The organism is Pseudomonas sp. KH_046_1 (genome assembly GCF_057839025.1).
This window is the reverse complement of sequence record NZ_CM174481.1, coordinates 3,056,708-3,081,871: the sequence shown is the minus strand read 5'-3', so window position 1 is coordinate 3,081,871 and position 25,164 is coordinate 3,056,708. Positions and strand designations below refer to the sequence as shown.

At 58.8% G+C, this 25,164-nt stretch carries 23 protein-coding genes and 1 pseudogene; 12 read left to right on the top strand and 12 right to left on the bottom strand.

Translation table 11 applies throughout. From position 1 onward, the window contains the following. The first annotated feature begins 55 nt into the window (after positions 1-55). Together AC3IT9_RS14235 and AC3IT9_RS14230 are read left to right on the top strand one after the other, a co-directional pair. On the top strand, positions 56-1,228 hold the full coding sequence (locus AC3IT9_RS14235; RefSeq protein WP_151213461.1) for a helix-turn-helix transcriptional regulator: 1,173 nt from the start codon (positions 56-58) through the stop codon (positions 1,226-1,228). Between the two features lie 246 nt (positions 1,229-1,474). After that, positions 1,475-1,930, top strand: coding sequence for a glycine zipper 2TM domain-containing protein (locus tag AC3IT9_RS14230; RefSeq protein WP_150723868.1), 456 nt, complete (start codon positions 1,475-1,477; stop codon positions 1,928-1,930). A 69-nt stretch (positions 1,931-1,999) separates the two neighbouring features. On the opposite strand, the gene AC3IT9_RS14225 is transcribed toward AC3IT9_RS14230, so the two are convergent. Then, a complete protein-coding gene (locus tag AC3IT9_RS14225; RefSeq protein ID WP_412072384.1) occupies positions 2,000-2,917 on the bottom strand; it encodes a pirin family protein in 918 nt (305 codons plus the stop codon). A gap of 119 nt (positions 2,918-3,036) precedes the next feature. Here AC3IT9_RS14225 and AC3IT9_RS14220 point away from each other — a divergent pair, with 119 nt between their 5' ends. Next, positions 3,037-3,948: a LysR family transcriptional regulator gene (locus AC3IT9_RS14220; RefSeq protein ID WP_489273431.1), complete on the top strand. Its 912-nt coding sequence runs from the start codon at positions 3,037-3,039 to the stop codon at positions 3,946-3,948. An 18-nt stretch (positions 3,949-3,966) separates the two neighbouring features. On the opposite strand, the gene AC3IT9_RS14215 is transcribed toward AC3IT9_RS14220, so the two are convergent. After that, positions 3,967-4,872 carry an NmrA/HSCARG family protein gene (locus AC3IT9_RS14215; RefSeq protein WP_489273430.1) on the bottom strand — a complete coding sequence of 302 codons (906 nt, stop codon included), beginning with the start codon at positions 4,870-4,872 and terminating at the stop codon, positions 3,967-3,969. A 247-nt stretch (positions 4,873-5,119) separates the two neighbouring features. Between AC3IT9_RS14215 and AC3IT9_RS14210 the strand changes: the two genes are divergently transcribed. Both AC3IT9_RS14210 and AC3IT9_RS14205 read left to right on the top strand, forming a co-directional pair. Further along, positions 5,120-5,935 (top strand): AraC family transcriptional regulator, encoded by an 816-nt coding sequence (locus tag AC3IT9_RS14210; protein WP_150723871.1) that lies wholly within the window; start codon positions 5,120-5,122, stop codon positions 5,933-5,935. Between the two features lie 110 nt (positions 5,936-6,045). Then, positions 6,046-7,122, top strand: coding sequence for a threonine aldolase family protein (locus AC3IT9_RS14205; RefSeq protein ID WP_224789644.1), 1,077 nt, complete (start codon positions 6,046-6,048; stop codon positions 7,120-7,122). Positions 7,123-7,189: 67 nt separating this feature from the next. Here AC3IT9_RS14205 and AC3IT9_RS14200 read toward each other — a convergent pair whose 3' ends face one another. The 4 genes from AC3IT9_RS14200 to AC3IT9_RS14185 form a co-directional block, all read right to left on the bottom strand. Next, on the bottom strand, positions 7,190-7,447 hold the full coding sequence (locus tag AC3IT9_RS14200; protein ID WP_489273429.1) for an Atu4866 domain-containing protein: 258 nt from the start codon (positions 7,445-7,447) through the stop codon (positions 7,190-7,192). 15 nt (positions 7,448-7,462) lie between these two features. After that, positions 7,463-8,200 carry an SDR family oxidoreductase gene (locus tag AC3IT9_RS14195; RefSeq protein ID WP_489273428.1) on the bottom strand — a complete coding sequence of 246 codons (738 nt, stop codon included), beginning with the start codon at positions 8,198-8,200 and terminating at the stop codon, positions 7,463-7,465. Between the two features lie 142 nt (positions 8,201-8,342). After that, positions 8,343-9,266, bottom strand: a complete 924-nt coding sequence (locus tag AC3IT9_RS14190) for an NADP-dependent oxidoreductase (protein ID WP_489273427.1) — start codon at positions 9,264-9,266, stop codon at positions 8,343-8,345. 73 nt (positions 9,267-9,339) lie between these two features. Next, positions 9,340-9,780, bottom strand: coding sequence for a DoxX family protein (locus AC3IT9_RS14185; RefSeq protein ID WP_489273426.1), 441 nt, complete (start codon positions 9,778-9,780; stop codon positions 9,340-9,342). 195 nt (positions 9,781-9,975) lie between these two features. On the opposite strand from AC3IT9_RS14185, the gene AC3IT9_RS14180 reads away from it, so the two are divergent. The 3 genes and pseudogenes from AC3IT9_RS14180 to AC3IT9_RS14170 all read left to right on the top strand — a co-directional run. Beyond that, a complete protein-coding gene (locus AC3IT9_RS14180; RefSeq protein ID WP_489273425.1) occupies positions 9,976-10,893 on the top strand; it encodes a LysR family transcriptional regulator in 918 nt (305 codons plus the stop codon). Positions 10,894-10,945: 52 nt separating this feature from the next. Beyond that, positions 10,946-11,404: a metallophosphoesterase family protein gene (locus AC3IT9_RS14175; RefSeq protein WP_489273515.1), complete on the top strand. Its 459-nt coding sequence runs from the start codon at positions 10,946-10,948 to the stop codon at positions 11,402-11,404. 26 nt (positions 11,405-11,430) lie between these two features. Further along, positions 11,431-12,300, top strand: a pseudogene (locus AC3IT9_RS14170) (MFS transporter); the annotation flags it as partial. A 102-nt stretch (positions 12,301-12,402) separates the two neighbouring features. Here the strand turns inward: AC3IT9_RS14170 and AC3IT9_RS14165 are convergent. Next, a complete protein-coding gene (locus tag AC3IT9_RS14165; RefSeq protein ID WP_150724310.1) occupies positions 12,403-12,981 on the bottom strand; it encodes an eCIS core domain-containing protein in 579 nt (192 codons plus the stop codon). 396 nt (positions 12,982-13,377) lie between these two features. Here AC3IT9_RS14165 and AC3IT9_RS14160 point away from each other — a divergent pair, with 396 nt between their 5' ends. Then, positions 13,378-14,700: a DUF1329 domain-containing protein gene (locus tag AC3IT9_RS14160; RefSeq protein WP_489273424.1), complete on the top strand. Its 1,323-nt coding sequence runs from the start codon at positions 13,378-13,380 to the stop codon at positions 14,698-14,700. A gap of 134 nt (positions 14,701-14,834) precedes the next feature. Here the strand turns inward: AC3IT9_RS14160 and AC3IT9_RS14155 are convergent, their stop codons facing one another. Beyond that, positions 14,835-14,996 carry a DUF2986 domain-containing protein gene (locus AC3IT9_RS14155; RefSeq protein ID WP_150723880.1) on the bottom strand — a complete coding sequence of 54 codons (162 nt, stop codon included), beginning with the start codon at positions 14,994-14,996 and terminating at the stop codon, positions 14,835-14,837. A 950-nt stretch (positions 14,997-15,946) separates the two neighbouring features. Here AC3IT9_RS14155 and AC3IT9_RS14150 point away from each other — a divergent pair. Both AC3IT9_RS14150 and AC3IT9_RS14145 read left to right on the top strand, forming a co-directional pair. Next, the gene (locus tag AC3IT9_RS14150) at positions 15,947-16,756 is read left to right on the top strand and encodes a glycosyltransferase (protein ID WP_150758576.1); all 810 of its coding nucleotides are present in this window, start codon (positions 15,947-15,949) and stop codon (positions 16,754-16,756) included. An 83-nt stretch (positions 16,757-16,839) separates the two neighbouring features. After that, positions 16,840-17,643, top strand: a complete 804-nt coding sequence (locus AC3IT9_RS14145; RefSeq protein ID WP_150723882.1) for a 2OG-Fe(II) oxygenase — start codon at positions 16,840-16,842, stop codon at positions 17,641-17,643. Between the two features lie 113 nt (positions 17,644-17,756). Here AC3IT9_RS14145 and AC3IT9_RS14140 read toward each other — a convergent pair whose 3' ends face one another. Continuing rightward, positions 17,757-18,305, bottom strand: coding sequence for a nucleotidyltransferase family protein (locus tag AC3IT9_RS14140; protein WP_150724311.1), 549 nt, complete (start codon positions 18,303-18,305; stop codon positions 17,757-17,759). A gap of 298 nt (positions 18,306-18,603) precedes the next feature. On the opposite strand from AC3IT9_RS14140, the gene AC3IT9_RS14135 reads away from it, so the two are divergent. After that, entirely contained in the window at positions 18,604-19,941 is a 1,338-nt protein-coding gene (locus AC3IT9_RS14135; RefSeq protein WP_489273423.1) for an MFS transporter, read from the top strand. A 25-nt stretch (positions 19,942-19,966) separates the two neighbouring features. Here the strand turns inward: AC3IT9_RS14135 and AC3IT9_RS14130 are convergent, their stop codons facing one another. From AC3IT9_RS14130 to AC3IT9_RS14120, 3 genes are all read right to left on the bottom strand, one after another. Further along, entirely contained in the window at positions 19,967-20,662 is a 696-nt protein-coding gene (locus tag AC3IT9_RS14130) for a tRNA (adenine(22)-N(1))-methyltransferase (RefSeq protein WP_489273422.1), read from the bottom strand. A gap of 284 nt (positions 20,663-20,946) precedes the next feature. Further along, positions 20,947-23,385 carry a flavin-containing monooxygenase gene (locus tag AC3IT9_RS14125; protein ID WP_489273421.1) on the bottom strand — a complete coding sequence of 813 codons (2,439 nt, stop codon included), beginning with the start codon at positions 23,383-23,385 and terminating at the stop codon, positions 20,947-20,949. After that, positions 23,372-25,042, bottom strand: a complete 1,671-nt coding sequence (locus AC3IT9_RS14120; protein WP_489273420.1) for a GMC family oxidoreductase — start codon at positions 25,040-25,042, stop codon at positions 23,372-23,374. Before AC3IT9_RS14120 ends, AC3IT9_RS14125 begins: the two co-directional genes overlap by 14 nt. Positions 25,043-25,164 lie beyond the last annotated feature (122 nt).

Genomic DNA, 25,164 nt, shown 5'->3' with positions numbered 1-25,164 from the left:
CGCCGTGACCCCGGTCGATACTCGCCCATGACAACACGCAGCCAAAGAGGTGCGCATGACCCTGCCCTTTTCCACCTGCCCGGACCTGCACGCCAGCATCGACATCCCCTCTGCCGAGCTCAGCAGCCTGCTCGGGCTGGTCTACCACGGCACGCTGGAACCCACGCCCTGGGCCAGCTTGCTGGAAGCCTTGCGCCAGCGCTTCGCCGCCAGCTTCTTCACCCTGGTGCTGCGCCACCCCGACCATGAACGCCCCGGGCTGATCGTCAATGCCTCGGTGCATGGCGCGCTGTTGCCCGGCGAGCCCTCTTACAGCGAGCACTTCTATTCGATCTGCCCGTTCCTCGACTGGCCCGCAGACCAAGTGGCCAGTGCCGACCAGGTGCTGGGCACAGAGGCGTGGCTGGCCCATGATTTCTACCGCAACTACCTGCAGCCACTGGACCTGCGCGATGTGCTGGTGGCCAACATGCGCACCACCGCCGGCATGCACTGCGCGCTGTTCGCCTGCCGCGACCACGCCAGCGAAGCGTTCACCCCGGCGCAGATCAACCTGATCCGCCTGTTGTTGCCGCACCTGCAACAGGCAGTGGACCTGCACTCGGCGGTGGACCAACTGGATGCCGAACGCCAGCTCTACGCGGCCACCATCGACCGCCTGATGGTGGGCACGGCCATCCTCGACGAGAACGGCCGGATGATGCGCTGCAACCGAGCCGCCCAGCGCCTGTTCGACAGCCATGACGGCCTGGAATGCAGGCACGACAAGCTCTGTGCCTTCGCCGGCCATGAAAACCGCACACTGCAGCAAGCCATCCAGGCGGTGTTGAAACAGCGCCCGCGCGGCCTCGACGACCTGCAAGTCCTGACCCTGTCGCGGCCCAGCGGTGAGATGCCTCTGAACCTGCTGCTGCGCCCGATTGCCATGAACTACCAGACCCACAACAGCGCCCGACGCCCGGCAGTGGTGGTGTTCATCCGCGATCCCGCCGACTCGCCCCAAGCCTCACGCGACCTGCTGCGTAGCCTGTTCCAACTGACCCGCACGGAAACCGAAGTGGCCATGCTGGTCATGGACGGCCAGACCCTTGATGAGACGGCCGAAGCGCTCGGGGTTTCGCGCAACACCGTGCGCGCCCACTTGCGCGGTGTGTTCGCCAAGACTGGCGCCACGCGCCAGGCGCAACTGGTCAAGACCTTGCTTAATAGCGTGGCGTCTTTGGGCTAGCCGTCTGCCCCTGATGCCCATGACTGCACCTGGTCGGCCCAGAGGGATGAACCCGAACTCCAGAGAATCCTGTTTACTGAAACGCTGTGTCAACAGCGCGTGAAGCCCGCTTATCCGCGCCTGGCATTCTGATTCACCAACCTCAAGCGCTGTGCGCAGCCAAACAAGCGCATGCACCGGACTTTTTCGTCTAACGTCAATGGATGCGTTTGCATGATCCACTTCCTCTGAAAATGGAGTTCGACGATGAAAACAATCGCTTCCTGGCTGACGATTACGCTTTTGGGTCTGGTGCTTGGCGGCTGTGCCGCGGTGGGCGCCGGGAGCGGAGGCGCTGGCGAGATGGAAATTCGCTCGGGGAAAATCGAGCAAATTACACAGACCCAGATGCAGACCAATCACGATAGCGGTGTCGGCGCCATAATGGGGGGTATTGGCGGTCTGGCCCTGGGAAGCCTGATCGGCCAGGGTACCGGCCGGGATGTGGCCATGGTCGCCGGTGCCCTCGCGGGTGCGGCAGGCGGCAACTACGTCGAAAAGAAAAAATATGATCAGCCCGTGGACGCACAGCAGATCATCGTTCGCACCCAGAGCGGCGTACTGGTTCAAGTGACCCAGCCGATCAACCCGGCGCTGAGAAAAGGCATGAACGTGTATGTCGAGGGTGCGGGCAACGAAGCGCGGGTGGTGCCACAAAGCTAGGGGCGGCGACTGCGAAGTGGCACAGGCGCGCAATCCTGACCCGGAAGGCGCGCCACCATGGTCCATGGGTTATTTGAAAACCGGTACGCTGACTGACCCGTTGGGCTTTTTCAGGTACTCCCGCAAGCGAATGCCAATCTCGGCAATTTTCGTCTCTCCCGCACGCAAGGCTTGCGGGTTGGTGTGCACCGAGTAATTTCCCAGTGCCAGATCATAGGGATGCGGTGCGGCTGAACCGATCACGAAGACCGTATCTTTGTGCAGGGCTTTGAGCGAGACGGCGCCATTGCCTGGTTCGAAGATGGCCATTTCTCCTGCGTTGATCAGGCCAGGTGCGGACAAAGCGCCACGGCTGACACTCAACCACAACGACTCGTGCCCATTGGGTGGAACATAGGTCCAGGATTCCCCGGCACGTAGCGTGACCAGCAGGTAATTCATCCCAGCGGGAGCACGGACCGGGCTATGGACACCCTGGTACGAGCCGAGAATCAACCGCGCCGGCCCCACTTCAGGCATCACGCTTGACTCCAGGTATTGGCTATCGACACTGGCGTTTTCCAACGCCGGTGGTAGTGCAACCCACAGTTGAAAACCCTGAATCCGCTTCGATGTACCGACCGACATTTCCTTGCCGTGCCAGACTCCGCCTCCCGCGCGCATCCATTCAACACCGCCGTAGTCAATCATCCCGGTACCCGAACCAGCATCCTCGAAACGCAAATTGCCTTCGGTAATCACCGTGACGGTGGCGATGCCCGAGTGCGGGTGCATGGGCATGCCGTTGATGAATGAGCTCTCACTTTCAAACAGATCCAGGAAAACGAACGGCTTGATCAGGTGGCCAAGGTCCGAAGGACTCATCAACCGGACAATCGCGCCATGCCCGCTGCCTGTGGTGCGATAGCTGATTGCGCGGTGAGTTCCGGTTTCGCGTGCAGAGCCAGGGTCCATCGCGATGTGAGGTGGTTGTTGAAGGTTCATCATGATCACTCGAAGTGGGAAGCCTCGCGGCCCGATACCTCAAACAATAGAGCGGGACCGATTACTTGATTAGTCGATACAATTGGATTGCACTCGTCCACCAACGCCAGGAATTACCGGCCATGCTCGACCTCAATGACATCGCGATGTTTGTGCAGGTAGTCCGCTGCGGCAGCTTTGCCGAGGCGGCACGACGCCTGGGCATGCCGCCCAATACCGTGAGTCGCCGCATCCAGCAGCTCGAAGCACACCTCGGCACTCGGCTGCTGCAACGCTCCACCCGCAAGCTCACACTCACCAGTGCAGGCCAGGACTTCCATGAGCGTTGTGCAGGCGCAGTCGACGGCTTGCTCGAAGCCGGACAGGCGTTGATAACGGGTAGTAACGAGCCCAATGGCCTGGTGCGTGTGGCGGCACCAGCCGACTTCTTCGACTTCTTCCAGATGGACTGGGTGACCGGGTTTCTCGCCGCGTATCCACGCGTGAGGCTCGACTTCATACTCAGCGATGCGAAGGCCGACTTGATCGCAGAGCAGATCGACGTCGCGTTTCGCGGCGGCGCCTTGCGCGATTCCGGTTTTGTCGGCCGTCAGATCCTTGACCCGCGTAGCGTCGGAATGGTCGCAAGCCCCGCCTACATTGCCGCGCACGGCTCACCCCGCACGTTGCAGGACCTGGTAAACCACGATTGTGTGATCTCAGCGCAACCCGGCGGCCACGCCACATGGCGCTTGATCGGTCCGCAGGGTGAGGAGGAAGTGCAAGTCAGCGGGCGCTTCAGTGGCAATACCGCACAGGCACTGCGCAGGGCCGCCGTGGCCGGCCTCGGCATCGCGCTTCTGCCACCGGTGATGGCCAGGCTCGACGTTCAGGCCGGCGTGCTCGTTCCGGTATTGCCGCAATACCAGCCCAAAGGCTACGGCCTGAACGCGCTGTATCCGAGCCGCCGGCAGCTGCCACTCGCGGTATCGGCCTTCATCGACCTGGTGATCGAGAAGTTGAATGCGTCGGACGCACCAGAGGTGCACCCGTAGCGAGCGGCAGTCGATGCATCAGGCGATGGCCGGGATCGCAAAGTTTTCCCGAGCCCACGCCGCGAACTTCGTCGGTTCTACGCTGGCGACCTTGTTGGCCAGCGCAATGGCCTCGCGCGAATCGGCCCCCAGATAAGTGTGGGCCTCAAAGTAGGCGAGCATCTGCGCTATCTCCTGGGCCCCCGGGAACCAGCCGGCAAAAATGTCTTGCGCAATGTGCTTGAACGAGACCTTGTGTCCCAGTCGATTCAACTCGGCGATAACCTCGTTGAAGCTCAGGAAGTCGCCCACCATCGGCAAGTATTCGCCGTTCCCGGCCAGTTCAGGCTGCGCGAATGCACCTGCCACGACGGGGCCGAGTTCGGTGATGTCACCCATGTGAATGACACGCTGCCGCGGGTCGAGCGGCAGCGCCCATCCCACCGTCCCGTCTGCTTGCTGCTGCGGCGCCATTACACCCAGCAGATTCTGATAGAAGAACGGTGCGATCACGAAGGTGTGGTGCGCAAATCCGGCCTCGCTCACGATTCGGTCGATCTTTGCCTTGTCGGTGAAATGCGGGACATCGAGCTTGCCTTGGCTGATCGCCTCCACGTTCGGTAGCGTCGACCAGATGAAGTGCTGAACGCCGGACACTTTCGCCGCGTGAACGGCCGCGAGCGCCTGGGTGTGCTCGTCCGTACCCGGCTCCCAGAAATTGGTGACCAGAAAAACTCCGTGTGCGCCGGCAAACGCGGCTTTCAGTGTTTGCGGACGAGCCAGATCCGCCAGCGCGACCTCGTCCGCCAACTGCGGATGTTCGGCCGGATTACGCGTCAACGCACGGACCTTGAATTGACCGTTTGCCTGCAACGCACGCACAACGGCGCCGCCCTGATGACCTGTTGCGCCGACGACGGCAATGATTTTTCGGGTGTCTGACATGGTCGTTTACCTATGAAGGGTGACTGGGTGGAAAAGTCGACGAGCCTCACGGCCCGACACCTGAAACAGTAGGGGGGGTCCGATTGATTGAGTAGTCGGCAGAATTGGATTGCACTCATCCAGCTGTACGAGGAATGAGCAAACATATCCAACCTCAGGCCAATTGCTGGAAACCCATGGATCTATAGCGCTTGCGGACCTAAACTTTGGGTGCCTCGCCCTCCTCGCCGATTGTTGAACGGGTTTCATGACTGAGCATGCCAAGTACCATCACGTGTCCGAAGTACCAGGCTTGGTGCTGGGGTCCGCACGTTTTGTAGACACCGGTTTCGATCGCCATTACCACCTCGATTTCCACGTTGGTTTGGTCACCGAGGGCATCCAGCGTCATCGATCCAAAGGCGAGTCGTTTCTTTTAGGTCCGGGACGGATTGCCCTGATGCCGCCGGGTGAAATCCACGATGGTGTGCCCGAGGGCGGCGACGCTTATACGCTCAAGACATTCCGTCTGTCCCAGGCGCTGGTCGCGAGCCTGACCGAGGAGATCAGCGGTCAACCGAGAGAGCTTGAGTTGACCGGTGTGTTGCTGGAAGACGCGGGGCTTGCCGGCAACCTGCGCGGGTTGCACGACGCGATGCAGCAGGCCGTTGGGCCAGGCAGCCTGGCGCTGCAGACGCAATGGATCACCCTCCTTGAACACCTGTTGAGCCAGTCACGGGCGACCAGGCCCGAAACGATTACCGGCACGCTATCGCCCCTGCAATGGTCTCGCGTCAGGGACTATTGTTTCAGCCACATCGATCAGCGAATCACCCTCGATGATCTCGCTGGCCTGTGCGGGCTGGGCCGCTTCCCGTTCCTCAAGCAGTTCAAGCGGACCATTGGCATGACGCCGCACGCATGGCTGCTTCGCCTGCGTCTCGAACGGGCCTGTGGCCTGCTATCACGCAGCGGACAACCGATCGTCGAGGTCGCCCACGCCGTCGGCTTTTACGATCAAAGCCATTTCAACCGCGCCTTTCGACAGGCATTCGGCGTCGCGCCATCGCGCTACAGGACTTAGGCCGTCGACTACCAGGCAACCGTCAATTTTTTACAAGCGCAACAACCTTCCCTCTCCATAGGATGCGCCAATCCGGGCGAAACACCTTCGCCTGCGCAGCCGAGAACTGGATGATGAACGGTGAAACAAACAGACCGCCCGCTCTGGGTTTTTCAAGTGACAACATCGCCGGTGCATCGCCGGAGGTGGCACAAGCCCTCGTCAAACACAGCACGGGTCAGGCGAGTCCCTATGGCACCGACGAGTTGACGGTGCAGGTCCAGCGCAAGTTCTGCGAGATCTTCGAGCGTGACGTGGAGGTTTTTCTCGTGCCCACCGGCACCGCCGCCAACGCCCTGTGCCTGAGCGCGATGACGCCACCCTGGGGCAATATCTACTGTCATCCGGCCAGTCATATCAACAACGATGAATGCGGCGCGCCGGAGTTCTTTTCCAACGGTGCGAAGCTGATGACCGTCGACGGCCCCGCGGCCAAGCTGGATATCGTTCGTCTGCGCGAGCGGACTCGCGACAAAGTCGGCGACGTGCACACGACCCAGCCCGCCTGCGTCAGCATCACCCAGGCCACTGAAGTCGGCAGCATCTACACCCTGGATGAAATCGCAGCCATTGGCGACGTCTGCAAGTCCTCTTCCCTGGGATTGCATATGGATGGATCGCGCTTTGCCAACGCCCTGGTGTCGCTTGGATGCTCACCGGCCGAGATGACGTGGAAGGCCGGCGTGGATGCCCTGTCGTTCGGAGCCACCAAGAACGGCGTGCTGGCGGCGGAAGCCATCGTCCTGTTCAACACCTCGCTCGCCACCGAGATGAGTTACCGGCGCAAGCGCGCAGGTCATCTCTTTTCCAAGATGCGTTTCCTTTCGGCGCAGATCGATGCGTACCTGACCGACGATCTCTGGCTGCGCAATGCACGCAAGGCCAACGCTGCCGCCCAGCGTCTGGCCCAGGGACTTGAAGGCTTGAGCGGCGTTGACGTGCTCGGGGGCACCGAGGCGAACATCCTGTTCTGTCGGCTGGACTCGGCAATAATCGAAGCGCTGCTAAAGGCCGGCTTCGGGTTCTACCATGATCGCTGGGGACCGAATGTCGTTCGCTTCGTCACCTCGTTCGCCACCACTGCCGAGGATGTCGATCACCTGTTGAGCCAGGTGAGGCGAGCTGTAGATCGGGTACAAGAACGATAGTCGATGGCGGGTGGCGGCTGTGCTCACTCTGGTTCCAATGAGCAGCCGCCACTACAATGCTCGGCTTCTACATCTCGCGAAAAAGAATCATGCCAGCGTGATACAGGATCCCGTCGCGAAACTCCCCATCCGCCGTGAAGCCGGTGTCATCCACGTACTCGATGTGGTCACCTTCCAGCCAATACTGCCCCAGGTAGGCACTCGCCTTCCGGCCCCGGGCTTCATCGTATCGACCACCCGGTAAAAGCTCATGGCGAATGAGCCCGTCAGCCGTGACCCACATACCGATGTACTTGTCTTGTTCAGCAGATTTTTTAACCGTCATGTTCAAACCCTCGATTCAGAACGGACTGGCCGTTGGGCGGACAATCAGTTCACTGACGTCCACATCGGCAGGCTGTTCGATGGCGTAAGCGATAGCGCGCGCGACGGCCATTGCAGGGATGGCGATCTTGCGGAACTCACGCATCTCGGCCCGCCCGCCTTCATCGGAAATGCTCTCGGCCAATTCAGACTCGGTCACGCCGGGCGAAATCACCGTGACACGAATGTCCCCGCCGACCTCCTGACGCAATCCTTCCGAGATGGCGCGCACCGCAAACTTGGTCGCGCAGTAGACCGACGCCGTGGGGCTGACGGTGTAGGCGCCAATCGACGCGATATTGATGAACTGGCCTGATTGCTGTTTTTGCATCAGCGGCAAACCGGCCGCGATACCATGCAAGACACCGCGAATATTGACGTCGATCATCTGATCCCATTCGGCGACTTTCAGTGCCTCGAGTTTCGACAGCGGCATCACCCCGGCGTTATTGACGATCACATCGACCCGGCCATACAGGTCCGAAGCAAAATCGACAAACCCTTGTACATCGGCTAGACGGGTGACATCCAATGCATGGAAGTGAGCACTTCCACCGCTGGCGTTGATCTCGGCGCAGAGTATTTCGAGGCGCTCCGTACGGCGTGCGCCGAGCACGACATGCGCGCCCTTGCTGGCTAGAAGGCGCGCTGTCGCCTCGCCTATACCGCTGCTCGCGCCCGTGATCAGAATGACTTTTTTCGAGATGTTCGACATGACCTTAATCCCTCACTTGAGTGCCTGGTGACGCGAGAGCGGTGTCTCGCTGCCAGTCCAGAGTAGGGATAACGCCGGTCGGCCAGTTAGTCAGATCCTTCTGACAACTTGCCTGATCCTGTCGGGGATGACTGGCGACAACTTACTTCGCTGGATCGAGGACAAGCCTGCCCCGTAAGTGACGGCCCATGCTTTTCTCGATCGCGACTTTCGCCTCGCTCAAGGGGTAAGTCTCTACATCGACCGTGAGGTGTCCCTTGTCAAACAGCTCGGCGATGAGCGAGAGCTGCCGGCCATCCGAGCGGGTAGCAAAGTTGGCGGGCGTCACGCCGTAGTCGTTGGCCAGCGATATGTTTGGAGCGCTTACCGGCGACACCAGCACACCGTTTCTTTTCAGTACCGCAAACGAACGGGTTTGTGTTTCGCCACCCACCAGATCCAGTACCACATCGAGGCCGGACACCAGTTCCTCGAAGGCCTGAGTCGTGTAGTCGATGATGTAGTCCGCTCCGATTTCCTTCAGGTAGGCATGATGGTGTGCCGAGGCCGTTGCGTAGACTTCAGCGCCCAGGTACTTGGCTATCTGCACGGCCATGCTGCCCACGCCACCGGCCGCGGCATGGATCAACACCTTCTGGCGACGTTGCACGCCAGCGTGCTCGGTCAGCGCCTGCCAGGCCGTCAGGGCTGTTGCGGGGACCGCGCCGGCCTGCACGATGCTGAGGGATGTTGGTTTCATCGCCAGTTTGGAAACCTGGGCAACCGCTTTGGTTGCATAACCGCCGACGATGTTGATGAAGCCGAACACTTCATCACCGATGTTGAATTCAGTGACGCCCTTGCCCAGTGCGACGACGGTGCCGGCCACTTCAACGCCCGGGGTAAAAGGCAGCGGCAAAGGGATGAACGCCTTCATGGCGCCGGACAGGATCTTCCAGTCAATCGGGTTCACGCCGGCCCCGGCCACATCGATCAGCACTTCACCAACACCGGCGACTGGGTCTGCGATCTCTTCCAGACGTAAAACTTCAGGGCTGCCGTATTCGTACACACGTATGGCTTTCATGGAGGTCTCGACTATTCAAAAAGGGAGAACGCATTGCGCTGCGAGGGAATGGGCCCAGCGCACCGCGGGGGTATCAACGACGGCGAGCATCGAGGCTGAAGCGACCGGCACCGAAGGCGACGAGCTGCAACAGGCCGCCGGCCATCGCGATGTTCTTGAAGAAGTGGATGAACTGGTTCTGACCGCCCAGTGCGTTATGGAACGCCAGTGCGGTGAACACACTGAACACTGCCAGTACCGCGGCAACGGTGCGGGTGCGGTAACCGGCGATCAATGCCAGGCCGCCGCCGATCTCTACAATGATTGCCACCGCCAGTGCCAATTGTGGAAGCGGAAGCCCGACAGAGCTGATGTAGCCGACCATCATGGCCGGAGCGGCGAGTTTCGAAAAACCGGAAAGGATGAAGATTGCGCTGAGCAGTACGCGGCCGATCAACGCGGCCGAGGCTTGGGTCACGTCGGAACGGCTCTGTTCAGAGGTGGTTGTTTGAGCGATGTTTGCGGAAGTCGTCATGAGGTATTTCCTTCAATTGGGTGCGATTCGACAGAAACCGCCCTGGTGAGGAAATGTTGCTCTTCGTCAGCTAACCTGAATAGCTGACTAATTTAGATCATTAGATTCGATAAACTAGAAAAGCAAACCTGCATAACCGGTAAAGGAGTTCAATCGTGCAATTTGCCAAGCGACGTCTGATTCAAGGAAACAGGCATGATCTCTGACCCGGGAACACCGACTCTGGACCAACTGCGGGTGTTCCTGACGGTCGTGGAAGTCGGCAGTTTTGCAGCCGCCGCCAGAAAACTTCATCGCGCCACTTCGGTCGTCAGCTACTCGATCGCCAATCTTGAAATGCAGCTCGGTGTGTCGCTGTTCGACCGCCAGACAACCCGCAAACCCCAACTCACCGATGTCGGCCGCACCGTACTGGCCGAAGCCAGGACCATTGCCAACGGTGTTCATGGCTTACGCGCCAAGGTCAAAGGCCTGCTTCAGGGGCTCGAAGCCGAAGTTCATGTGGTGCTCGATGTCATGCTGCCCCCCGAGCGCGTGGTGGATGCACTCAAATCCTTTCGCGAAGAGTTCCCGACCGTTGCCCTGCACTTGCATATGGAAGCCCTCGGTGCGGTCACTGAACGGGTGATCAACCGCGGCGCAATCATCGGCGTCAGTGGCCCCATGAACGAGGGCATCGACGGTATCGAAAGAATGGGGGTCGGCTGTGTCGAGTTGATTCCAGTGGCAGCGCCGAATCATCCTCTGGCCTCAAGCGACTCGAATGTTCCGGGCGCCGGGCGCGAGTTCACTCAACTGGTGCTGTCCGATCGCTCGGTCCTGACCAAAGACAAGGATTTCGCCGTACTCAGTAACCGCACCTGGCGGCTGGCGGACCTGGGCGCCAAGCACATGCTACTGCGTGAAGGCATCGGTTGGGGGAACATGCCAGCCCCGATGGTCCAGGAAGACCTGGAGAGCGGCCGACTCGTGCAACTGAACATTCCGGAATACAAGAGCGGCATTTACGCCTTCGACGTCATTTACCGCACGGATCTGCCACCGGGGCCGGCTGCGAGGTGGTTGATCGACCGCTTCGTTCAACAAAGCTCAGCGCAGGAGACATCCGTTTGAACGCGTTACTTGCCGATTTTCTGGAACCTGAATGCTGCTCGAGCCGCCCGCGATGAAAATCGGCATCATCTCCGACACCCACGGTTTGCTCCGCCCTGAAGCGATTGCCGCCCTGCAAGGCTGTGATCGCATCCTTCACGCGGGCGACATCGGTAGCGCGCAGATCCTCGACCAATTGGCCGCAATCGCGCCGGTGGATGCAGTGCGTGGCAACAATGACCTGGACGCGCCTTGGGCGCGGGAGTTACCCGATTGCCTGCGCCTGGATATCAACGGCTGGACGGTTTTTCTGGTGCATGACATCGCCGATGTGGCGGCCAATCTTGATAGCCGTATCAAGCTGGTGATCACCGGGCACTCGCACAAACCGTGCATCGACTGGCGTGGAGAACGGCTGTTCCTGAATCCCGGTAGTGCCGGACGTCGACGCTTCAAGCTGCCTGTCACGCTGGCGTTGCTCGACGTGCAGACTCAGTCAATCGAACCACGGCTGGTGTCACTGCTCGACTGATTCGCCTGCAACCGATCGATTCACGACTCGTCGCAGTGATGGTTCAAGTGCTGGTGGCCTACACCGCCGCGCTGGCAACGCCGTCACAACGTGGCCAGGCCGTGGGAACCGTAACCAGCGGCATTGTCCTGGGCATACTTCTGGCGCGGTTTACCTCTGGGCTGATCGCAGATCTGGCGGGCTGGCGCGCCGTGTACTTCGTTTCCTCGGGATTGATGCTGGCCCTCGCGGCGGTGTTCTGGAAAGTGCTTCCTCCCGCAGAGACTCTACGCAGTCGATACACCTACCCGGCACTCATCCGGTCACTCTTCACGCTGTTCATGACCGAACCGGTCTTGCGGATCAGGGGCCTGCTGGCCTTACTGATCTTTGCCGCTTTTTCCGTGCTCTGGACATCCATGGTGCTGCCGTTGAGCGCTCCTGCGCTGTCGCTTTCACACACGGCCATCGGTATGTTTGGGCTGGCCGGCGTCGCCGGTGCCCTTGCCGCAAGAAGATCCGGTCGCTGGGCCGACCAGGGTTTGGGACAACGCGTAACCGGCATTTCGCTGGTGATCCTGACGCTGTCCTGGCGGCCCATCGCGTTTGCGCAGACATCACTGATCGCGCTGGTATGCGGAGTGATCTTGCTCGACTTCGCCGTACAAGCCGTACACGTCACCAACCGGAGCCTGGTTTTTGCGGCACGCCCCGACGCCCAAAGTCGCATGGTCGGCGCCTACATGTGCATTTACTCGGTGGGCAGTGCACTGGGAGCCGCAGCCGCGACGCAGGTTTATGCACTATGGGGCTGGATTGCAGTCAGCCTGCTGGGCGCCTTGATCAGTGCGACTGCCCTGGTGCTGTGGTTTCTCACGTTGCATTTCTCAACGATCCATCAAGGAAGATCCGTATGAAAACCCGGCACTTCTTCCTCGCCATTTCGATTACGGCCATATGGACAGCGCGTCCTGCGTGCAGGGGTCGTACATGAAAATGAAGGGGAAGTACTCCGCCCTTCAGTAAGTCCCTGCCCGCAGCGAGCGCCTGACCTCAGCCTGTATGGCATAAGCCGGCGCCTCCACGGCATTGAAATCCTGTGTATACCGTTGGGCAAATCCCAGCACCCCCCACTCCTGATACTGCTGCACATGTTTGAGTTCGTGAGCCCAGAGCGCAATGTCCTGTTCTGCGGATTGCGCGTCCCGGAACAGGATGATGTCGATCAGCGTCACGGCACCGACATCGGGGTTTTGCAGCATGGCGGTGGCGGCGTTGAATTGGCCGTTGTCGCTGATTTTGTAGCGCGCGGTATCGAGGACGCTGGGGGCGTACCAGTGCAGTAGCTGCTCGCGGATGTGCGGTGGAATGGGTTGGATGCCGGCGTTGGCTGCTTCAGCACGAGCTTGGGTCAGCCACAGCGCCAGCCCAGGCGCCGCGATCTGGTAGATGTCATCAGGCACCACGTCTGGCAGGCAGATGCAGTCGTCCAGGCACACTTGTTTCTCGCCAGCCGGGCAGCCGTTGGTCTGGGCTGGCACTTCAAGCGTCAGGCAAAGAATCAGCAGCGCTAGCAGGCGCGTGATGATGGGCGACATTGGACTCTCCAGGTAGCGGACAGTGGTGAACCCCTGGCGATCGAGCAGTGAACTCGCCAATAGCGCCTCCAACCCCATTGGCTTGGCGAAATGATAACCCTGGGCCTGCCCTGCCACCATTTCGCGCAGCAGGTCAAGCGCCAGCAGGATCCGTTCGGCAATTTCGATCATCACGTCCAGCGACGCCTCGGGAGCCAGCACTGAAAACTCGTCGCCCCCCAAGCGCGCCTGGGCCTGTCATGAATAGCCAAGGGACTGTCGTCAAATGAAAAGCGCCCCTGATTCTGGGGCTATTTAATGGCAGCACTGAAAAAGTCTCTGGCGATCGAGCTGACGTAAGCGACTGCTCCGCCTGAGTCACGAGTTGCCTGGTACGCCAGGCAGGAGAATAACAATATGAAATTCGTGAAAAGTCTTCTGGCTGCCGTACCCCTCATGGCGCTGGCCATCGATGCACAAGCCTATGTATCGAGTCAGGAAGCCGCCCGGCTGGGCACCAGCCTGACGTGGGTGGGTGCCGAAAAGGCCGGTAATGCCGATGGTTCCATTCCGCCCTACAGCGGTGGCCTGACCACTGCACCGTCCAGCTTCAAGGCTGGCGACAGCATGCGTCCGGACCCCTTTGCCCACGAAAAACCGCTGCTGGTGATCAACGGCAAGAACGTCGATTCGTACAAAGGCATGCTGACGGCCACCACTGTAGCGTTGGCCAGGCGTTACCCCGGCTTTCGCATCGACGTGTATCCGACCCACCGCACGGCATCGCTCCCGCAGGCGGTACTGGACAACAGCCGCAGGAATGCCACCGCTGCCCGCTCCCTCAACGGCGGGATCGCCATCGACAATGTGATGCCCGGGGTGCCGTTCCCGATCCCGCAATCCGGCGCCGAAGCGATGTGGAACTTCCTTCTGCGCTACCAGGGTGTCAACATCCATTCCAAGTACGACTCCTGGAGCGTCGACACGGCGGGCATACCGAGCCTGGCGGTCACCGGCGAGGCATTCGTCTCCTTCCCGATTTACGAGAACATGTCCAAGCCCTTCAACAGCTCCGACATCTACTATCAGTTGAAACTGTCCTATACCGGACCTGCGCGTCGAGCCGGCGAGTCGATCATGCTCAAGAACGCCACCAACCCGACGCAGTTCCCTGGCCGCGCCTGGCAGTACATGCCTGCCCAACGCCGCGTCAAACAGATTTCGATCCTGGCCTACGACACACCCAATCCCGGTACCGCCCGTGCACTCGAGCTGTACGACTGGACGCTGGTGGGCAAGCAGGAAATGATCGTGCCCTACAACACTTACAAACTGACCTACGCGCGCGACGCCAAATCGCTGACCACCCCCAATTTCATCGCCCCGGACTTCGTACGCTGGGAAAAACACCGGGTCTACGTCGTGGAGGGCAACCTCAAGCCCGGTGCAAAACACATCTACCAGAAGCGCCGCTTTTACCTGGATGAAGACACCTGGGCAGCGGTGGCCTCCGATCAGTACGACACCAGTGGCCAGCTATACCGTGGTTCCTTCGCGTTCTTCAGCCAGAGCTATGACCAGCAGGTCCCGGACGCCACCCCTTTCATGACGTACGACCTGTCGAAAGGCACCTACAACATCAATGGCGTGGTAGGCCCTCATGGCGGCATCCGCTACATCGAGCCGCTATCGACGGCGCAGTGGGTGCCAGAGACCATGGCGGGCACCGGCATTCGCTAGGCCCCGGGTTCGATTCAGCGCCGCCAGGCGGCTTCGGCTTGAATGTAGTCTCAGGCCGCGTCTTCGCGGTAAGTGCCATCGGAATGTATAGCCCTGTCAAACCGTAGATTCCGGTGGTGCTGAAGCTGAATAACTCAGCTTTCAGAGGACATGATTGAGTCGTCACTTGATTCAGCAGCCAGCTTCAATCGGTCAGCCTTACTAATGTATTTTGACTTGCTTTTCGGTGCCAATTTGGCACTAGCCTTCTTGGCGTTAGCCTTTAGTATCTGATTTAATTTTTTACGACGATTCATGTTTTTCTACTCGGTTTGTACGTTCTTGAATGATATCAGCTTGGAACATTGAACCAGATTCCTCTGGTGCACACTCAGTGCATAACGCTGCGAACAGGCGTTGATCGCCCCTGGCACTGGCTTGGGACTCAGGCTCCCTCTGGGTGGCACCCGAACGCACGCCCCCACATGTGGGGGAATCTCACTTTTTTGGGGGGGATTCAGTGTCGGTTTTCGTCTGAAGGAGGCAGTTCGTAGCGCTAGGGGCCCGGAGCTGGTAGCCAGGCGTCATTTACTCAAATGGCTTGATTATTGCTGATTCCACTCCATGGGTTTCTCGGTACCCAATTTACCAGGCAACAATGTAAAACCAGCGGGTTTTGGGAGGTTAGTGCCATGTGGCATCACCCTTTGATGTTTTTGGTTTTCTACCTGCTTTTCACCCTCGGCATCGGCTGGTTGTGGTCCACTGCTGTCCTGTATTTGCTTTGAACCAATGGAGAAAGTGTCCCTGCAACCCATCACAAAACCAGACGACAACCTTACTCGCCCCCGTTTCAGCTTTTTGGCCCAGCCACGCACTCACACACGCTCAACCGGCACATGTACGCAGCGCGTGACTCCCTGTAAGGGAAGGCTCTGTAGGTACCAGCACACCGTATGACGTAACAAATCACCTGAATGCCTTACGCAAGCTCGGTTCACACCGTCCCAAGACGCTCGCCTGACCAGCCTCTGGATGTAACGAATCAAGTCAAAATGTTTACCTATAGAGCAGATCCTTATACGATGAAGTCCGCTTCTACTGCTCTCCATCAGGTCTGAGTAAGCCATGGTTATAATGCATGACAAAGCGACTTAACGAATTGTGCTCTATAGTCACGCAAAATTTTGCGCGAAAAACAAGCAAAAGCTGTATACAGGTTAAATTATTTCCACAATTAAGTATAACAACATTGGGCACATGAACAATGAACAACCCTGATTTACTGGCCGAAGGCTCCAAATCCTTCAGCATAGTTATAGTAAATTACAAAACACCAGAAATTACCAAGATATGCCTGGACTTATTGCACCAGCATTTTGGCAGCAACAGCGTCCCGGTATGGGTAGTTGACAACTATTCCGCCGATGAAAGCACTGAGTATTTACGAACGCTTGACTGGATCAATCTAATCGAGCGCTCTGTTTCCGAGCCAGAAGCAGGCCATATCGCGCATGGCAAAGCACTTGACCTGGTTCTGCAGCGAATTGATACCGATTATTTATTCCTGATGCACACTGATACATTTGTTTTCGATAAAAACGTTTTTCCGATGATGCTGAATAAATGCTTGAAGAACCCAAAAGTCGTGGCCGTCGGTTGTGTCGAGCAAATAAACCGTGGCACCGCGAGAACGCTTTGGCGCTTTAGCTCACGACTATTCAAACATCATTTCAGACGCCTGAAAATCTCCATGGGATTGCGTTCCAGAGAACCAAAACCGTACAAAGAAGTGTACTTGAAAAGCTTCTGTACATTGTGGAACTGCAAACTTATCAAACAGCACAACATGCATTTTTCGATGGACGATCGCGTGCCCGGCTATACTCTTCAGGATCGCATGACCGAGCTTGGCTATACCGTTGAAATGTTATCACCGCGTAAAATCTTCAGTTATCTGGATCACATTCAGGCTGGCACTGTCGCAGCGGCTGGTGGCTATGATAAAAATCATAGACGAACCAAAATGTACAACAATATCCTTAAGCGTCTGAACAAGGACGACAGTAAAAATTAAGCTACGAACAGGCGCAACGAGCAGCCAGTTAAACTCTGCTTGAAGTCACCCACAAGTCTTTATATCAAGTTATTGGAGCGGTAATGGCACCCATCACTCAAGCACTACCTATCACCCTGTCCCCGGAGCTTGATTTCGACCAGAATGCCGCCAGCGCCCTTGGTGCCTCGTTGGCCAGTCGCTATGTTCAGGCTACGCCATTTCCGCACATAGTCATCGACAACTTCTTGCACGAAGACCTGATTGCGAGCATCTGCTCGCACTTCCCGGTCGAGCCAACCAACAATGAAATGCTCTACGAGCGCGGCTATAAAGGTCAACGAAAACGTCAAATCAGTCCCAACGAATGCCCCCCTTATCTGAAAACTGTTTTCAACGCCTTTAACTCGGCCCCCATGTTGCAGTTTCTTGAAAAGCTCACGGGCATCGAAGGTTTGATACCCGACCCCTACTTTACCGGTGGCGGCCTGCATGAAACGAAAAGCGGTGGTTTCCTGGGGGTGCACTCGGACTTCAGGCTCAACAAAAAACTTAATGTTGAGCGCAGACTGAATATCATCATTTATCTGAATGAAGACTGGCAAGAGGAATACGGCGGCAACCTGGAACTTTGGGATGTCGGCATGAAGACCTGCCTTAAAAAAGTCCTGCCCATTTACAATCGCTGCGTCATTTTCAACACAGACAAAGACAGCAATCATGGGCACCCGGAGCCTTTAACGACTCCGGAGCACATCACCCGCCGGTCTATCGCGCTTTATTACTACACCGCGGGAACCATGGCGATCGATCCGGCACAAAGAAACAAAACCCACTACAAACCAAGGCCCAAAGATCGTTTAAGCCTGAAGTACTACATTAATAAACTGATCAAGAAGAAAAACTGACCGGTATCGCCAGACGATCAAGTTCGTGCTTTTTTGAGCGTTAGCTTGCAAATCCGGATATGCCCCCACGCCCGGTTACAGCCATGTCATGTTTTTTGATCTCTTCACTCTTCTCAGAGTCGTGGCACTACCGACAGTGGGGGCTCTACAATCCTGAGCCAGGGCCAGCGAGCCTGATAACTTTTCGCCTTCTGATCGAACAGGTCTGGCCTGGGATTCTTTGGATTGATTCGAAGTAGCCCGTGCTCTGTGTCGGCCAGGCCGTTGGGCGCATAGACCTCGCCAGTTTCAACATCCAATCCAATGCAGGTACCGGCAATCAGGTAGCGATCAACCCCGTCTTTAGCCGACTGAAGCTGAGGATAATCCCCGCCAAACCGCTGCCTGTACCACAGGTGAACGCGAGCCTGATTCTTCATTTCGACGTTCACGTCGAGGTCCTGGAACAGATGCTGAGCGCAATGGATGACCTCATTCTCTGCATCCCAGGACAGGTCCTCATCGAAGTAAAAGACGTCGTAGTCCTTCACTCCCCACTCTGGCGGTAGCTGTGACTGCTGATTCCACACGGCCTGGAACAAGCAACCGGCCGTGAGCAGGCATTGGTTCAAACCGAGCTCAGGCAGGCGAGTGGAAATTTCTGCGTTTACTGGATTGGCCATTGCGATCCTGACCAGGCTTTCGACTGTCAATGTCATCTTCTTCCCTTTAAATCGATCTGATCCCGGCAATCGACAATACCGTCAGCGCCTTACAAATTCGAGAACAACACCGCCCTTTCTTCACCCTGGGTCAATAGCGCCCTTGGCAACCCGCGACTACCGTCCAATCTGGCGCGAATCATGCGTAATTCAACGGCATGAAGTCGGTACTGACTATGTGGATGACACTTTTGAAGTGAGCCGCCGCTGTGCCTGCCCCGATAATCGATAGCATACTCACGAACTGCCGAGGTCAAGCATGACAAGCGCAACGACAGAACAAGTCAGCCCAGCAACGCTGAGAAAAGTGATTGTGGCCGCCGGCATCGGCAATTTCGTCGAGTGGTTCGACTTCGCCGTCTACGGCTTTTTGGCCACGACCATCGCCCAGCAAATTTTCCCCAGCGGCGATGCCAGTGCCGCGCTGCTCAAGACCTTTGCGGTATTCGCCGTGGCCTTCGCGTTTCGGCCCCTTGGCGGGATTTTCTTCGGCATGCTGGGGGACAGGATCGGCCGCAAGCGAACCCTTGCGATGACGATTCTGCTGATGGCCGGTGCAACGACTTTGATCGGTCTGCTGCCCACTTATGCGGCAATCGGGGTCATGGCGCCGATTCTTCTGTCCCTGATCCGTTGCGCCCAAGGCTTTTCCGCCGGCGGAGAATACGCAGGTGCCTGTGCCTACCTGATGGAGCATGCACCGCGTGACAAACGCGCCTGGTACGGCAGCTTCATTCCGGTGTCGACATTTTCCGCCTTCGCCGCGGCAGCCGTGGTGGCCTACGCACTCGAGGCGTCATTGTCCGCCGAAGCAATGGGTAGCTGGGGGTGGCGCCTGCCGTTCCTGATTGCCGCACCACTGGGCCTGGTGGGTCTTTACTTGCGCTGGAAGCTCGATGAGACACCGGCATTCCAGGCGGTGACCGAGGAACACGCAGTCGCCCATTCCCCACTCAAGGAAACTTTGCGCAATCATGGTGCAGCGATCTGTTGCCTGGGTGCTTTTGTGTCACTCACGGCACTCTCGTTTTATATGTTCACCACCTATTTCGCGACCTACTTGCAAGTCGCTGGTGGCCTGAGTCGCGCAACAGCGTTGCTGGTGTCACTGATTGCATTGCTATTCGCTGCAGCGATCTGCCCGCTGGCCGGACTGTATTCGGACCGGGTCGGACGTCGAATCACGGTGATGACGGCTTGCGCGCTGTTGATTGTGGTCGTGTATCCATCGTTCCTGATGGCCAGCTCCGGCTCGTTCGCCGCATCCATCATCGGCGTCATGCTCCTGGCGATTGGCGCGGTGTTGTGTGGCGTGGTCACCGCGGCCTTGCTCTCGGAAACCTTCCCTACCCGTACTCGATACACCGCCTCGGCTATCACCTACAACATGGCGTATACCCTTTTCGGCGGCACCGCACCGCTGGTGGCGACGTGGTTGATCAGCACGACCGGCAGCAACTTGTCGCCGGCGTTCTATCTGATCGCGATTGCATTGCTCGCGCTGGCGGGCGGGCTGGCATTGCCGGAAACTTCAAGGATTTCCCTGCATGACGTTGCGTCGGGGGAAAAAGGCGTAGCAGTGAGCGCTGCGGCCTGAAACACCAAACGAGCCGGGACGGTGCTCAGGCCAGCAGTTCGCTGATCCACCGGGCCTGGCGCGCGATGTCCTGCACTTTCTCCTCGGGCACGGCTTGCTGCGCCCGGGCTAATTGGGCCAGGGTCTTCTGCTTCTGGCGCAGCTTGCGCTGCCATTTGACCAGGAACGCCGGGCTGCGGGCCTGCATCTGCAACGGGCCGAAGTACAGCTCCTCGGCGGTGTACTCCACCGGCCCGGCGCGCTCGGCGACGATGATTTCGTAGTCGAAGCGGTTTTCCCGCAGCACGTCCTCACAGAGGATGCGGTAGCCATTTTCCATCAGCCATTGACGCAGTGGCTGCTCGCCGCCGTTGGGCTGCAGGATCAGGCGTTCCTGACCGCTCAGGCATGCCTTGCCGCTGTCGAGGATGTCGCGGATCGTTTCGCCGCCCATCCCGCAGATGCTGATCGCCGTGATCCCGTCTCCCGGCTCGATCGCCGCCAGGCCGTTGGCCAGGCGCACGGTGATCTGCCGGTCCAGGCCGTTTTCGCGTACGGTGCGTTCGGCCGAGTGGAACGGCGTCAAGGCCACCTCGCCGGCCACCGCCGCGACGATGGCGCCACGGCGCATCAACGCCACCGGCAGGTAGCCGTGATCCGAGCCGATATCGGCCAGGCGCGCACCGGCTGGCACATGCGCCGCCACGCGCTCCAGGCGCATGGACATAGTCTGCTCGTTCAACTGCTGCCCCTTTTCACCACGAACGTCCGACACCTTTGGCCAGACAGGGGCGCGATTCTGTCGAGCATCGCCGTGCATTTCAAATTTATTTGACTGGCTGGTACCTGATCGAGTCCCGACATCGCAGAGCCATTGAGCGCACCCTGCGCCGTGCATCCGAAAGCATTTTCCGATCCGTTGGTCGCGCTCACCTTTAGTGACAACGCACCCGCACCTCCACTGAACAGGTCCACGGCATAACAGATCACGCGAATTGCCCAACTGTGTGATCACAGCGCCCGGCTTTACGCCATATCAGGCTTCGTGCGTGCCAGTTGCTCCCGGGCAAATGCGCCGAGGGTCTTCAACGCCTTGGCCGCCGAACGCAGGTAGAAGGCTTGCAACTGGAACACGTGCCAGCGTGCGGCGTACACCTCCAGGCGGCAATTCACCCCGCTGCCAAGCGCATGCTCGGCCAATCGGGTGGCGTCAGACAACAACAGCTCATGGTCACCGACCTGGATCAACATCGGCGGCAGCCCATGCAGGTCCACCTCAAGCGGATTGTCCATCACCTGCGTACCGGCATACCAGCCCAGCCCTTGCTCCAGCCAGCTGCGACGGATCATCGGATCCTGTTCGACCCGCGAGGTCATGGAAGCACCGCTCAGGCTTTCGTCAGCCACTGGCGACATCAGGAGCATGCCGGCGGCGAAATGCGGGTGAAGATCACGCAGCTTGAGCGCCAGAGCCAACACCAGCGCGGCGCCCGCCGAATCACCGGCGAGGAAGATTCGGTCAGCGGCATACCCCTGAGCCCGGAGTGCCTGATAGCAGGCCAGCGCATCGTCCAATGCCGCCGGGCAAGGATGTTCTGGCGCCAGGCGATAATCAGCTACCCACACCGACATCCCCGAGGCCTTGGCCAAGCGGCTGGTGATGCTCCAATGCGTACCCGGCGAGCCAAGGCAGAACGCCCCGCCATGCAGGTACAGAATGACCCCGCCGTTTTCACCCTGCTTCGGTGCGACCACTTGCACCGGTACGCCGTTGGCCTGTTGACGATAACGAATCACGCCGCCAGTACCTGGCATCAACGTGGACAATAGGCTCACGACCTTTCTCTGCGCTGGCGCAGCCAACCCCGGCCCGATCAGCGAGCGGAACGTGGTGCGCAAAAAAAATCTCAGGAATCCGGCGCTCAATTTTTCCGGCCAGTCGCGGGATTCGCCAACGGTCGTGCCGCCTTCAAACTCGCGTGTGAAGCGGTATGCATGCAACCCGGAAAACCGCGTCAACCAGCGATAGCTCAAGGTGAAACCCGGCCAGTTGGTGCTGTTGTTGCCAGCGTCATCCACATACCAGCTCTTGCAGCCGTTCCACACCGTGTTGGCCAGGCGTTGCTGGACCTGCCCATGGAAGCGCTCATACACGCTTGAGTCGACTTCCACGGTGTTGGCACCGGTGCCCTTCATCGTGCGCCAACAGCGCATGACGTGGGCGATCTGACTTTCCAGCATGTAGACAATCGAGTTGTGACCCAGGTTGGTGTTGGGCCCATACAACATGAAGAAATTTGGGAATAACGGAACCGTCAGCCCCAGATACGCGCGGGTGCCATTGCGCCAGGCATGGTTAAGGTCCACGCCATTGCGCCCGACGATACGCATCGGCGACAGAAATTCGGTGGCCGCGAACCCGGTGCCGTAGATGATCGCATCGACTTCATGCAACTGGCCATCAACGGTTTCAATGCCGCTTTCAGTGACTCGCGCAATGCCGTCGGTCACCAACTCCACGTTGGACCGGCCCATGGTCTTGAGGTATTCGCTGGACAGCAGGATACGCTTGCAGCCGTACGGATAATCCGGGGTCAGTTTGCTGCGCAGTACCGGGTCCGGCACTTGCTCTGACAGCAGTCGACGGAACGGAACGCCCACTGCCCACTTCATCAAGCCCTTGAATCGGGTGAACGCCAGCGCCCGGGATTCGTAGCGCATGTATATCGAAGCGCGGTACGCAGTCATCGTCCAAGGCATGTTGCGCAGCAATGATTTTATCCGCTCGGAGTAAGCCCGATCAGGTCGAGGCATCAGGTACGCGGGCGAGCGCTGGAACACTTTCAGGTGCCCGACAGTCCCGGCAATCGCCGGCACGAACTGAATGGCCGATGCACCGGTGCCGACCACCGCCACGCGTTTGCCTGCCAGCGAATAGCTGTGGTCCCAGGTCGCCGAGTGGAACACGTGCCCCTTGAAGGTTTGCATATCTGCCAGTTTCGGGAACGCCGGGCGACTCAACTGACCGGTGCCACTGATCAACAGCGATGCACTCAGGACACTGCCATCCTGCTGAGTCACGTGCCACAGCGACGTGCGTTCATCGAACTCGGCGCACACCACTTCGGCGCCGAAACGAATGTGCTTGTCCAGTCCGTACTTGTCGGCGCAATGCCGCAGATAGGCGTGAATCTCGGCCTGGGGCGCGAACACCTTGCTCCAGTCCGGGTTCGGCTCAAACGAAAACGAATACAGGTGCGAAGGTACGTCGCACGCGGCGCCGGGGTAACTGTTGTCCCGCCAGACACCGCCGACGTCCTGTTTCTTCTCCAGGATCACAAAGTCCTTCACACCGGCCTTTTGCAAGGCAACGGCCATGCCGATACCGGCAAAACCGCTGCCGATGATGATGGCGCTCAAGGCTGTTGCCGACTGACGACCGGTTTCAACTTCATGCAACGACATAAGGTGCCCCGTTGTTGTTTTTAGTGGTGGCTGGGGTTTCAGACCAGGCGGACGAACACACCCGCTGAATGCCGCGAATAAGGTCAACGGCTTTCTCGGCGATCATGATGGTCGGTGCGTTGGTGTTGCCGCCGATCAGGGTCGGCATCACCGATGCGTCGACGATTCGCAGTCCTTGCAGACCATGTACACGTAATTGCGCGTCGACCACGGCCAGTGGGTCATCGCCCATGCGGCAAGTGCCCACCGGGTGATAAACACTGTCGGTACGACGACGCAGTACGGTGCGGATCTGCTCGTCGGTGTCGACCCCTTCGGTGTACAGGTCGCGGGTGATCCAGTTGGCCAGCGCCGGTGCCTGCATCAATCGGCGTGTCAGTCTGAATGCCGCGACCATGTCTTCCAGGTCCTGCGGGTCCTGAAGAAACACCGGATCAATCAACGGTGCCGCTTGCGGGTCTTTGCTGGCCAGAGATACGGTTCCGCGACTGCGCGGACGCAACAGGCAAACGTGGCACGACAACCCATGACCCAGGCGCAACTTGCGCGCATGGTCCTCGACCGGAGCAACGACAAAATGCAATTGAATATCCGGTTTATCCAGCCCTTCGCGCGTCTTGAGAAACGCTCCGCCCTCGGCAAAATTCGAGGTCAGCATGCCTCGACGTTCCCGACGAAAACGGCCGGCTTCCTTGAGCATTCTGGTACTGCCAGCGAATGAAACGCCCATGGCATCCAGGCTTGAGGTCTTGTAGACGAAAACGAAATCCGGATGGTCTTGCAGGTTCTGCCCGACACCAGGCAGGTCCTGCAAGAGCGGGATGCCATGGCGTTGCAGTTCCTCTTTCGGCCCCACTCCCGACAACATCAACAGTTGCGGGGTCTGGAAGGCCCCGGCGGCGAGGATGACTTCCCGCCTGGCACGCAGGGTGCGAACCTGACCGTTTTGCAGCACCTCGACAGCCACGGCGCGAGTGCCTTCGAACAGGATCCGTTGCACCTGGGCCCGGGTTTCGACGGTCAGGTTGTTGCGCACCCCCACATACGGCAACAGATATGCGCGCGCCGCACTGCAACGCTCACCGTGCTTTTGCGTGACTTGATAGATGCCAACGCCTTCCTGTTCTTCACCGTTGAAGTCGTCGTTGAGCGGCAAACCGGTCTCGCGGGCCGCCTGCAGAAAGCGTTGCTGGAATGGATTGTCCGAACGTAAATCGCTGACCCATAACGGCCCGCCCCGCCCGTGCAAGACACTGTCGATGCGCTCGTTGTGCTCACTGCGACGGAAGTACGGCAAGACATCCTTGAATGCCCAACCGCTATTGCCCAGGGCGGCCCAATGGTCGTAGTCCCATTGATGACCCCGCACGTAGATCATGGCGTTGATCGCTGAGGAACCACCCAGTGCCTTGCCCCGTGGCTGGTAGCCCTTGCGCCCTTCCAGCGCCATCTGCGGGACGGTGTCGAAGGCCCAGTTATTCACCGAAGTCGGCACCATTGCCACCATCGCTGCGGGGATATTGACCAGGCTGGACTGCCCGTCACCACCGGCCTCCAGCAAGCAAACACTGACGTCCGGATCTTCGCTCAGCCGACCGGCCACCACACAACCACCGGAACCGCCGCCCACTACGATGTAATCGAAGGTCTTTTTCATTGTTGTTCTCCCTTGTGCAAGGCAGTGCGAGATTTGCGGGGTTACCCGAAAACACACAATTGCGCCTCCTGGTTTTCGCCAGGTACCGCAACGGCCTTTTATGGTTGGTTAAACGACGAACC